Here is an 11,795-nt window from a genome sequence, read left to right on the forward strand (position 1 = left end):
GCGACGTGACAAAACAATAGGGCAAATCATGCCAGGAATTTATTTGGCGGGGAAATGTGCAGTTGCAGCAAGATTGGTCAGAGACAGTGCAGCGGGTCGGGCGAGCTTTTATCGCAACAGAGATAAAAAAAGGCTGCCCGGGGGCAGCCTTCAAGTGCTTAGTTAAGCTTTTCGCGGATACGCGCTGATTTACCTGAACGATCGCGTAAGAAGTAAAGCTTGGCACGGCGTACTGCACCACGACGTTTCAGCGTGATGCTGTCAATCATTGGGCTGTGCGTTTGGAATACACGCTCAACGCCTTCACCGTTCGAAATTTTACGAACTGTGAAAGATGAGTGTAAACCACGGTTACGTTTAGCGATTACAACGCCTTCGTAAGCCTGCAGACGAGTTTTATCGCCTTCTTTAACTTTAACTTGAACAATCACAGTGTCACCTGGACCGAAAGCTGGAACGTCTGATTTCAGCTGTTCGTTTTCAAGTTCTTTGATGATGTTTTGGCTAACTTTGCTCATAACAATCTCACTTTACCTGGATAAACTATCGTTGCTGCAACGCCTGGTGTTCCTGTTGGAACTCTTCCAGAAGTTTGCGTTGCTCCTTAGTCAGAGCCAGGGCATTTAACAATTCCGGACGCCGAAGCCATGTTCTCCCGAGAGACTGCTTCAAACGCCAGCGTCTGATGTTTTCATGGTGTCCGCTGAGTAATACCGCGGGAACCTGTTTGCCGTCTAACACTTCTGGTCTGGTATAGTGCGGACAATCCAGCAATCCGGAGGCAAACGAATCCTCAACTGCTGACATGTCATGCCCCAGTACGCCCGGTACCAGTCGCGATACCGCATCAATCAGCGTCATCGCAGGCAATTCGCCCCCACTCAGCACGTAATCGCCGATTGACCATTCTTCGTCAATTTCCGACTCTATTACGCGTTCATCAATCCCTTCGTAGCGACCTGCTACCAGCAACAGCTTCGGACGTTTCGCCAGTTCAGCGACCCCTGCCTGATCTAACTTACGGCCTTGCGGCGATAAATAGATGGTATGGACCCCATCCCCTGCGGCAGCTTTGGCGGCGCGAATTGCGTCGGTCAAAGGCTGCACCATCATCAACATACCTGGGCCGCCACCAAAGGGTCTGTCGTCCACCGTGTTATGTTTATCCGAGGTATAATCCCGCGGATTCCAACACTGTAAATCGATCAGGCCGTTTTTGACTGCCCGGCTGGTCACACCATATTTTGTGATTGCCTCGAACATTTGCGGAAATAAGGTAATTACCCCAAACCACATATTGGACTGTCCGGACATTAAAAATCTGGGTCCCAGTCGACGATGATTCGTCCTTGCGTTTTATCCACAGTTTTGATGACAGAATCAGTCAAAAACGGAATTAAACGCTCTTTTTTACCAAATGCATCGGTCCGGTTTGCTTTGACGACGAGAACGTCGTTCGAGCCCGTTTCCATGATGTCATCCACGACGCCTAAGTCATAACCGGCTTCGTTCACCACGGTCAGACCCATCAGGTCTTTCCAGTAAAACTCACCGTCATCAAGCGCGGGCAGACTGGTTTGAGTCACAGCGATTTCCGCATTCACGAAAACTTGTGCCTGGTCCCGGTCACTGACACCTTCCAGTTTGACGATTAAGCCATTGCTATGGCGTTTCCAACTGGAGATCTGCACTGGTTGCCATTTGCCCTGAGATTGGATCTGCCAGGGTGTGTAATCAAAAATCCCTTCCGGGACATCTGTGTAGGAAATTACTTTTAGCCACCCGTTGATGCCGTAAACGGCGCCAAACTTACCTAAGACAACTAAATCTTTACCCATCAAGGCTAATTCCTACCCAGTTTGCTAATTAAGCAGCAGCTTTTTTAGCAGCTTTTACCAGTGACGCAACGCGATCGCTCAGAGATGCACCTTGTGCAACCCAGTGATCAACGCGGTCCAGGTCGATGCGCGTTTTCTCTTCAGTACCGTTGGCGATTGGGTTAAAGAAACCCACGCGCTCAATGAAACGGCCATCACGAGCAAAACGGCTATCAGCGACCACAACTTGGTAAAATGGACGCTTTTTCGCGCCACCACGTTGTAAACGAATAGTTACCATACCGTCCTCTATTTCAATCGTTCAGGTTTTTGTAAATCAAAATCCCCGCGGTCAGGCCGCAGGGACGCCGAATTGTACGCGTTTTTCGTTGTAATGCAAGGATTTTCAGGCTTCGCGGCCGGTTATCAGGCCAGTCGCAGCGGTGGATGGTTCTGTGGATAAGCTCTTGAAAAGCTGTTGGGATAAGTGCTGAAGCCAATATCAGGATCCGGCGGATCCTCACCACGATCTGATCAAATATGCGTCTTTCATGCGATTGGTTTGTGCATCAGCATTCGCCCGGGTAAAAACAACAAGGCCATTGCACAGCAATGGCCTTGAAAGTTTAAAGCGGCTACGACCTTAGCGGCCACCACCTAAGCCAGGTGGTAATTTGCCACCCATGGCGCGCATCATTTTCATCATGCCGCCTTTACCGCTCATTTGTTTCATCATCTTCTGCATCTGAGTAAACTGCTTCAGCAGTTGATTGACGTCCTGCACCTGAGTGCCTGAACCCGCAGCGATGCGTTTTTTACGCGAACCTTTAATCAAATCAGGGAATTGTCGCTCTTTCGGCGTCATCGAATTAATAATAGCTTCCATTTTGTTGAAGCTTTTATTGTTAATCTGATCTTTGGCACCAGCCGGCAGATTTTTCATGCCAGGCAGTTTATCCAGCATCGACATCATGCCGCCCATGCCGCGCATCTGCACCAGCTGGTCGCGGAAATCTTCCAGACTAAAGCCCTGGCCTTTCATCACCTTGGCGGCAACCTTGGCAGCCTGCTCGCGATCGACTTTTTGCTCCAGCTCTTCAATCAGACTGAGCACATCGCCCATGCCCAGAATACGCGATGCGATCCGGTCCGGATGGAAAGGCTCCAGCGCATCGGTTTTCTCACCCATACCGATAAACTTAATCGGCTTGCCAGTGATATGGCGGATAGATAAGGCCGCACCACCGCGCGCATCACCGTCGGCTTTGGTCAGGATCACGCCGGTCAGCGGCAGCGCTTCGTTAAAGGCTTTCGCCGTGTTGGCAGCATCCTGACCTGTCATCGCATCGACGACAAACAGCGTCTCTATAGGCTTAATCGCCGCGTGTAACGCTTTGATTTCATCCATCATTTCGCTGTCAACATGCAGACGACCAGCGGTATCGACTAACAGGATGTCATAGAAACCTAACTTCGCTGCGCTGATAGCCGCATTGGCGATATCGACCGGATTTTGTGAAATGTCGCTTGGGAAAAACTCAACGCCAACATCTTTGGCCAACGTTTCCAGCTGTTTAATCGCCGCCGGACGATAGACGTCGGCCGACACCACCATGACTTTTTTCTTTTTGCGCTCTTTTAAGAACTTCGCCAGTTTACCGACGGAAGTGGTTTTACCAGCGCCCTGCAAACCGGCCATCAGCACCACAGCCGGCGGCTGCGTATTGAGGGTCAGCTCTTCGTTGGCTTCCCCCATCGCCTCTTCCAGCGCTTTTTTGACGATTTTGAGGAATTCCTGGCCCGGCGTCAGGCTTTTGCTGACTTCGAGGCCAACCGAACGCTCTTTAACCTGATTGACGAAATCACGCACGACGGGCAATGCCACGTCAGCTTCCAGCAGTGCCATGCGCACTTCACGCAGGGTTTCTTTGATGTTGTCTTCGGTCAGGCGGCCACGGCCACTGATGTTTTTCAGCGTTCGGGTCAGGCGATCCGACAAATTCTCAAACATGGTCAAATCCGGTTCTGTCAAAAATGGCGGCGATTATAACAAAGCGCCGGCAAAGCGTCAGCCTCAGGCTCTGTCAATCTGTCGCCTCTTCCCATACAATGAGCAAAAAGATGCATTCAAATTGGAATTATTTGCATGTCGGCTGTTTTTTTGCCTGTTCTCGCTCTGGTTTGTTACCTGGTTTCCAGCTTTATAGTCGCACAGCGGCTCTATCACGCTGAAGGGCCACGCCTGAAGTTGTTGTTCACCGTCGCCATTGGCGGCGTGGTGCTGCATATGCTGGGGCTCAGTCAGAGTTTATTTACCGCCGAAGGCCAGAATTTCAGTCTGCTCAATGTCAGTTCTTTAGTGTGCTGGCTTATCACAGCTGCTTTCACTGTCACCGCGTTACGCACGCCGATTTTGTTATTACTGCCGATAGTCTATGGCTTTGCTGCACTGGTGCAGTTGGCCGTCATCCTGCTGCCCGATAGCGTTCAGTTGCAACACTTTGAACACAGCCCTTGGTTATTGATGCATATCATGGTGGCGTTTATCGCCTATGTGATCCTGATTATGGCAACGCTGTATTCTTTCCAGGTGAGTCTCATCAGCCAGCGACTAAAACAGAAAACGCCGCTGCCGACCGGCACTGTGCTGCCGCCATTGATGCAAGCCGAACAACTTTTATTCCGACTGATTTTATTAGGCACAGTGCTGCTTGGCATAACAGTATTCAGTGGTGCAGTTTTTGGTCAGGACTGGTTTGCCCGTCACAATTTGCACAAAAACGTATTGAGCACACTTGGATTTGCGGTTTTTGTCGTGTTGTTAGCCGGACACCGATTAGCCGGCTGGCGCGGCCGCGTCGCTAATGGCCTGACGATGACCGGTAGTCTGTTATTAACGCTGGCCTATTTTGGCAGCCGTTTTGTACGGGAAGTATTGCTGTAGTCTGGCTTGACGCTGTGGCTGATTTCGCATATTAATTGGGACTGAACGGCAACACAGGCAACTCCCGCTTTGGACGCAATATCAACCGGTACGCTGCTACTTATTCTGGCGTTTCTGGTACTCTGTTCGGCTTATTTCTCCGCAACTGAAACTGCGATGATGTCGGTAAACCCCTACCGGCTCAAGCATTTATTAAACGAAAATCATCCCGGCGCGCAGCGCACTCATGGCTTACTGCAGCGCCGTGATCGCCTGATCGGCCTCATTCTGGTCGGCAACAATCTGGTAAATATTGCCGCATCCGCCATCGGAACTGTGATTGGCATGCGGCTGTATGGCGACTTCGGCATTGCGATAGCAACGGCAGCACTGACCTTAATTATCCTGATTTTTGGCGAAGTCACACCAAAAACGCTGGGGGCGCTGCATCCCGAGCGCGTGGCCTTTCCCAGCAGTCTCGTCCTGAAGCCAATGATGAAACTGCTGTATCCGGTCGTATGGCTGATGAACCGGATTTGTAACGGTATCTTGGGCTGGTTTGGCGTCAGCGCCGAGCAACATCAGGGCCATAGCCTGAGCAGCGAAGAGCTCAGAACCGTCGTGCATGAAGCCAGTGCCATTTTACCGGGCCAGCACCAGAGCATGCTGGTCGGCGTACTGGACCTGGAAAAAGCCACAGTCGAAGACATCATGGTGCCCCGCAACGAACTGGTTGGCATCGATATCAACGACGAGTGGAAAGATATCCTGCACCAGTTGTCTATCACACAGCACAGCCGAATTTTGTTATATCGCGACAGTGTCGACGACGCCCTAGGCTTTTTGCATACCCGCGACATTATGCGGCTGGTGCTGAAAGATCAGCTGAATAAAGCCAGTCTGCTGCGCGCTGTCCACGACATTTATTTTATTCCGGAAGGCACCAGCCTTAATACTCAGCTGGTCAAATTCCAGCACTCAAAAGAGCGGATTGGACTGGTGGTTGATGAGTTTGGTGACATTCAAGGTCTGGTGACGCTGGAAGATATTCTGGAAGAAGTGGTTGGTGAATTCACCACGGATACCGCAGAAGAAAACAGTGAAGAAATCAAGGCGCAGCCAGATGGTTCTTATCTGGTCGAAGGCAGCATTAACCTGCGCGACTTAAACCGCGAATTGCAGCTGAATTTCCCGACCGACGGGCCTAAAACCCTTAATGGTTTAATCCTTGAATATCTGGAAGATATTCCACAATCAAATCTGAGTCTGAAGCTGTTGGGATATCCGCTGGAAATTATCGCGGTACAAGACAATATGATTAGTCTGGTGCGCTTACACCCGCATTCACACCAGGAATAACTCTTTAAAAGCAAAGACTTGAAAATTAAATTAAAAAAATACAAATTTTTCTGAACTTTCCGCAGACAGCCCCGTCTGACTATTTGAAAGGATTCTGCCAAGTTTTTGTTTTCATCCCTGGATTCTCCCTATCCTTAGTTTTACGGCCACTGATGTGGCCGTTTTTTTGTCTGCGATTCTGCCTCGGGGAAAACAAAACCCGCCGGTTGGCGGGTTTGTGTTCACTGCCATAACTGTCGCTATCAGCAAGGTTTTTCGGCGAAATATTGCTGCAGGTATTCGGCAAAACCGACGGTATCTGCCGCTTCAATTTGTTGCTGCTCTGCCAGCGAATCCGCCGCCATCCGGCTGAAATCTTCCGGCTGGTAATACTGATAGTCGCCAGAGAGCAACTGCTGACGATATAAATCCGCCAGCTGCAGATCAACAGCGCCGCAATCCTGCTGATTAGCCTGCAGCAGCCCCAGCATTTTGCCGGACAAAGTACGGGTCGGGTCGAGCAGTGCCAAATAATGCTGTTTCAGTATGGCCTGATATGAGCGCTCTTCATCATCTGCAGTTTGATAGGCTTCATCAAGCCAGGCAGCGATTGGCGACAGTTCGGCGAAAATCTCTTCTGCCCAGTCCTGCATCAGTCTCGGCTGACCATCCTGATCTAACTCAAGATTGAGCCGCCGGCCATCAGTAACTACTTTTTTCAGATTCTGTTCTGTCACAGCCTGAGCTGCAGCGTCCAGTTCCGGGCTATCTTCCAGCAAGCAATACAGCAGGAATAAATCTAAAAAGCGCATCTGCGCCGCAGTGATCCCAACAGCACAAAACGGATTCACGTCTAAAGCCCGCACTTCAATATATTCGACCCCACGTTTGGCCAGTGCACAAGTCGGCCGCTCACCGCTTTTAATGGTGCGTTTGGGTCTGATGGTCGAATAAAACTCGTTTTCAATCTGCAGGATATTGCCGTTGAGTTGCTGATACTGACCGTCTTTTTCAAACCCGATGGCATCATATTCCGCCGAAGGCGTTGTAATGGCCTGATGCAGACCGCGAATATAATCCGGCAAGCTATTGTATGTAATAGCGAGGCTCGACTGAGCACTGTTGGTATAGCCCAAATCACTCATCCGCAATGAAGTGGCATAAGGCAGGTAAAGTGTACCTTTACCCAATGTCTGAAAATTGTATTTACTCTGCCGTCCCTGTAAAAACGACTGGCACATCGCCGGCGATGCACCAAACAGATACACAATCAGCCAAACATATCTTTTGTAATTGCGGATTAAATGCAAATACTGTGCAGATATAAATTCCTGCAGCGGCTGGGTGTCGCCCAGCAGTTGCTGGTAACTGGCCCAGAAACTTTCCGGAATGGAGAAGTTAAAATGCACGCCGCTGATGGCCTGCATCATACTACCGTAGCGGTTTTTCAGGCCCTGACGGTATAAGGTTTTCATTTTGCCGACATTGGACTCGCCATAATAAGCCAGCCGGATCTCGTCCTGATGAGCGATAAAACCAGGCATACTGCCGGCACCGAGCCGCTCGTCACCAAGCTGACGCATGGAAAAACGGTGAATATCGGTCAGCTGCGCGACAGTGGTTTCAATGCTGCTGGTGGCCGGCGTGATAAATTCCAATAAGGCTTCAGAAAAATCAGTAGTGATGAGTGGATGTGTCAAAGCCGAACCCAACGCCAGCGGGTGGTCCTGCTGCGACAAAGTCCCATCCGGCTTTAGCCGCAGTGTTTCACGCTCAATCCCCCGGCGAATACCAATAATGTTCTGGCGCCATGGCGCAGCACGCACAGCGGCGATACGGGAAGTAAACAGCTGACTCAATTGCAGTCCTTATCGGGTCTTTTTAACAGCCCTGAAAAAATAACGGCGGCAGCAATGCTGCTAAGGTGTTCCATATCATTGGGGAGGCGGAAATAAAAAACAAGGGGCGCTTTTTTATTCCTCTTCTTCCTGTTGCCGGCGTTTTAATTGTTGCCGCTGCACAATAAGCCGCATAATGTCTTTCCAGGAAACAATGCCTAATAACTTCTGTTGCGGGTTTGTCACCAGCAAACAGCTGATATTGCGCTCGACCAACAAAGCTGCAGCGGCTATCACTGCGCTGTCCGGGCTGATACAGACCACCGGACTGGTCATGATTGACCGCACTTTGCGGCCATTTTCAAAAAGTTGCGCTGTGTGTTCTGAAGCTGAATCGGCCACCGGGCTGATTGCTTTGTAAAAGTCTTTCACGGAAACAATACCGATCACCCGCTGCATGCTGTCCACGACAGGTACATGCTGAAAGTGTGCTTCGGTAAACACTGTACGCAAACTGGCCAAAGAGGCATCCGCAGTTGTGACTACGACTTTTTTGGACATAATGGCTTCAATTGACATTTGAACCTCCGGCCAATTTCACTTAATAATCATTACTCTAGCACTGACAGTCAGCAAACGGCAAAAGCCTGGCTCTTCGCTGACGAGCACGACCTTGCTGGCTAGCATGGACAAATAATTCAGGTACACTGAGAATAGCGGTACTGCCTGTGGAGAGATTTAAATGCCAAAAACCTTGCTGTGTTGTTTGTTGTCCGGCGCTTTAGCCGTCTTCACTGTTAGTGCACAGGAATATTACCGCTGGCAGGATAAATCCGGTCAGCTGCATGTCAGTCAAATCCCGCCTCCTGCCGGTGTGGATTATCAGATAGTGTCAATGCAGGCCAAAGGCGCAGTCACCGAAGTCAAAGCACCTGTAGTGAGTACACCAAAAGAATCCACTCCTGCCGTGCAAAATCCGGTAGCGGAACTGAACAAACAAGTCGAAGCCATGAATGCACAAGTGAGGCAGCACAACTGTAAACAAGCGCAAATCAACCAACAACGGCTGACTGAAGAAGCTGTATTAATGGTGACTGGCGATGACGGGAAATCAGTGGAACTGACTGCGGAAATGCGCGCTGAGCAACTTGAAGTGGCCGAAAAACAAATCAAAGAATTTTGCCAGCAATAAAACCATGACAACAACCGGAATATCCCGGTTGTTGTCATCTGGGTCGGCCTGACAGCTTTCCCCGGTGTTATGCTCACTTCATCGGTTGGCTGCTGATCACCATTTGGCCATCCGCAACATCAACCCGAATCAAACTGTTCGGTGCAATATTACCGCGGAGCAAGCTTTGCGCCAGCGCGTTTTCGACATATTGCTGCACGGCGCGTTTTAACGGCCGGGCGCCAAACACCGGGTCAAAGCCGACTGCCGCAATTTGATCCAGCGCTGCTTCTGTCACCTCCAGGCCATATTGCCGTTCTGCCAGCCGCTGCCGTAAGCGGTTCAGTTGAATGCCCGCGATGTTTTTAATCTGGGCATGATCCAGTGGGTGGAACACCACGGTCTCATCAACGCGGTTTAAAAATTCCGGTCTGAACTGCTGCGTCAGCACCTGCATCAGCATGCTTTTCATCTGGTCATAACTTTGTTCAGCATAATGCTCCTGAATAAGATCAGAGCCTAAGTTCGACGTCATGATGATCACGGTATTTTTAAAATCGACAGTGCGGCCCTGCCCGTCGGTCAGCCGGCCATCATCGAGCACCTGCAGCAGAATGTTAAACACGTCCGGATGGGCCTTCTCCACTTCATCCAGCAATACCACTGAATAAGGCCGGCGGCGCACTGCCTCAGTCAGATAACCGCCCTCTTCGTACCCGACATAACCCGGAGGAGCACCGACTAAACGTGACACTGCATGTTTTTCCATAAATTCAGACATGTCGATACGCACCAGCGCGTCTTCACTGTCGAACAGGAAATGCGCCAAAGCTTTGGTCAGTTCCGTTTTCCCGACGCCGGTCGGGCCTAAAAACAGGAAGGAACCAATAGGTTTATTCGGGTCCGACAATCCGGCACGGGAGCGGCGGATGGCGTTAGACACAGCGCCCACGGCTTCGACCTGGCCGATGACACGGCGTCCCAACGCCTCTTCCATTCTGAGCAATTTGTCGCGCTCGCCTTCGAGCATTTTGCTGACCGGAATACCAGTGGCTTTAGACAGCACTTCGGCGATTTCCTGCTCAGTCACTTTGTTTCTGAGCAACGTCATTTCATGCATTTCGGCCTGTGCGGCTAAATCCAGCCGTTTTTCCAGCGCCGGAATACGCTCATATTTCAGCTGCGACATCCGGTTTAAATCACCGGCACGGCGCGCCACTTCCATATCCAGCCGGGCCTGTTCCAGATCTGCTTTGATACTTTGGGTGCCCTGCAAGGCGGCTTTTTCCGAACTCCAGACTTCGTCCAGCTCATTGTATTTCTGGTCTAACTCGCGGATTTGCTCGAGGATAAAATCCCGGCGTTTTTTACTGGCATCGTCGGTTTCTTTGGCAAGCGCATTGTCTTCCAGTTTTAACTGAATAATGCGCCGCTCCAGCCGGTCCAGCTCTTCGGGCTTCGAGTCCATCTGCATGCGGATGCTGGACGCCGCTTCATCAATTAAATCAATGGCTTTATCTGGCAACTGGCGGTCTGCGACATACCGGTGCGACAACATCGCAGCAGCCACAATCGCCGGATCTGTAATGTCGACGCCATGGTGCAACTCGTAGCGCTCTTTCAGGCCACGCAAAATCGCAATGGTATCTTCAACAGAAGGCTCTTCGACTAACACCTTCTGGAAACGCCGCTCCAGCGCAGCGTCTTTTTCAATGTATTTACGATATTCATCAAGCGTGGTCGCACCCAAACAATGCAGTTCACCGCGCGCAAGCGCTGGCTTTAACATATTGCCGGCGTCCATCGCGCCGTCAGCTTTACCGGCGCCGACCATGGTATGAATTTCATCGATAAACAGGATGACCCGGCCTTCTTCTTTGGCGAGTTCATTCAGCACAGCTTTTAAGCGCTCTTCAAACTCGCCACGATATTTGGCGCCGGCGAGCAAAGCACCTAAATCCAGTGACAACACACGTTTATCTTTTAAACCTTCCGGCACTTCTTTATTGATGATGCGAAGTGCTAAGCCTTCGACGATGGCGGTTTTACCAACGCCAGGCTCACCAATCAGTACCGGATTGTTTTTGGTACGGCGTTGCAACACTTGAATACAACGGCGGATCTCCTCGTCGCGGCCAATCACCGGGTCTAGCTTGCCGGCTTCAGCCCGGGCTGTCAGGTCGATGGTGTATTTGTTCAGCGCCTGACGGGTGTCTTCAGCGTTCGGGTCATCGACGTTCTGGCCGGCGCGCAGCTGGTCGATAGCTTTTTCTACTGCGTCTTTGCTGACGCCCAGACTTTTTAGCAAAGCGCCTAACTCAGCTTTATCGTCGCAGGCTGCCAGGACAAAGAGTTCGCTGGAGATAAACTGATCTTTGCGTTTTTGCGCCAGTTTATCGCATAAATTCAGCAAGTTAATCATGCTGGTTGATAGCTGCAGATTACCTTCGGTACCTTCCACTTTGGGCAGCCGTTCAATCGATTGCGAGATTTTCGAGCGCAGGTCATGCAAATTTACGCCGACCTTATTCAAAAGGTCGCGGACAGTGCCGCCTTCTTGATTCAGCAAGGCATGCATCAAATGCACAGGTTCAATAAATTGATGGTCGCGGCCGAGCGCCAGTGACTGTGCAGTGGCGATGGCCTCCTGAAACTTGCTGGTAAAGCGGTCTAAACGCATGGTGAACTCCCATCTGAAAACATTGTTA

At 50.6% G+C, this 11,795-nt stretch carries 11 protein-coding genes; 3 read left to right on the forward strand and 8 right to left on the reverse strand.

All coding sequences use genetic code 11. The annotated features are described in order from the left end of the window. Positions 1-158: 158 nt before the first annotated feature. The 5 genes from rplS to ffh form a co-directional block, all read right to left on the reverse strand. Positions 159-518: a 50S ribosomal protein L19 gene (gene rplS / locus ABNT34_RS15725; RefSeq protein ID WP_031566140.1), complete on the reverse strand. Its 360-nt coding sequence runs from the start codon at positions 516-518 to the stop codon at positions 159-161. A gap of 25 nt (positions 519-543) precedes the next feature. Further along, positions 544-1,296 (reverse strand): tRNA (guanosine(37)-N1)-methyltransferase TrmD, encoded by a 753-nt coding sequence (trmD, locus tag ABNT34_RS15730; RefSeq protein WP_348733292.1) that lies wholly within the window; start codon positions 1,294-1,296, stop codon positions 544-546. Between the two features lie 17 nt (positions 1,297-1,313). Further along, positions 1,314-1,838: a ribosome maturation factor RimM gene (rimM, locus tag ABNT34_RS15735; RefSeq protein WP_348733294.1), complete on the reverse strand. Its 525-nt coding sequence runs from the start codon at positions 1,836-1,838 to the stop codon at positions 1,314-1,316. A gap of 28 nt (positions 1,839-1,866) precedes the next feature. After that, positions 1,867-2,118, reverse strand: coding sequence for a 30S ribosomal protein S16 (gene rpsP, locus ABNT34_RS15740; protein ID WP_348733296.1), 252 nt, complete (start codon positions 2,116-2,118; stop codon positions 1,867-1,869). 342 nt (positions 2,119-2,460) lie between these two features. Further along, positions 2,461-3,828: a signal recognition particle protein gene (gene ffh, locus ABNT34_RS15745; protein ID WP_348733297.1), complete on the reverse strand. Its 1,368-nt coding sequence runs from the start codon at positions 3,826-3,828 to the stop codon at positions 2,461-2,463. A gap of 135 nt (positions 3,829-3,963) precedes the next feature. Here ffh and ccsA point away from each other — a divergent pair, with 135 nt between their 5' ends. After that, positions 3,964-4,761: a cytochrome c biogenesis protein CcsA gene (gene ccsA, locus ABNT34_RS15750; RefSeq protein ID WP_348733299.1), complete on the forward strand. Its 798-nt coding sequence runs from the start codon at positions 3,964-3,966 to the stop codon at positions 4,759-4,761. Positions 4,762-4,830: 69 nt separating this feature from the next. Continuing rightward, entirely contained in the window at positions 4,831-6,099 is a 1,269-nt protein-coding gene (locus tag ABNT34_RS15755; protein ID WP_348733301.1) for a CNNM domain-containing protein, read from the forward strand. 242 nt (positions 6,100-6,341) lie between these two features. Here the strand turns inward: ABNT34_RS15755 and gshA are convergent, their stop codons facing one another. Then, positions 6,342-7,937, reverse strand: a complete 1,596-nt coding sequence (gene gshA, locus ABNT34_RS15760) for a glutamate--cysteine ligase (RefSeq protein WP_348733303.1) — start codon at positions 7,935-7,937, stop codon at positions 6,342-6,344. Positions 7,938-8,051: 114 nt separating this feature from the next. Continuing rightward, entirely contained in the window at positions 8,052-8,495 is a 444-nt protein-coding gene (locus ABNT34_RS15765) for a CBS domain-containing protein (RefSeq protein ID WP_348733305.1), read from the reverse strand. Between the two features lie 163 nt (positions 8,496-8,658). Between ABNT34_RS15765 and ABNT34_RS15770 the strand changes: the two genes are divergently transcribed. Next, positions 8,659-9,108, forward strand: coding sequence for a DUF4124 domain-containing protein (locus ABNT34_RS15770; RefSeq protein WP_348733307.1), 450 nt, complete (start codon positions 8,659-8,661; stop codon positions 9,106-9,108). Positions 9,109-9,181: 73 nt separating this feature from the next. Here ABNT34_RS15770 and clpB read toward each other — a convergent pair whose 3' ends face one another. Beyond that, positions 9,182-11,767 (reverse strand): ATP-dependent chaperone ClpB, encoded by a 2,586-nt coding sequence (gene clpB, locus ABNT34_RS15775; protein ID WP_348733309.1) that lies wholly within the window; start codon positions 11,765-11,767, stop codon positions 9,182-9,184. Between the last annotated feature and the right edge of the window lie 28 nt (positions 11,768-11,795).

It is taken from the genome of Rheinheimera texasensis (assembly GCF_964031785.1).
Classification (GTDB): domain Bacteria; phylum Pseudomonadota; class Gammaproteobacteria; order Enterobacterales; family Alteromonadaceae; genus Pararheinheimera; species Pararheinheimera texasensis_A.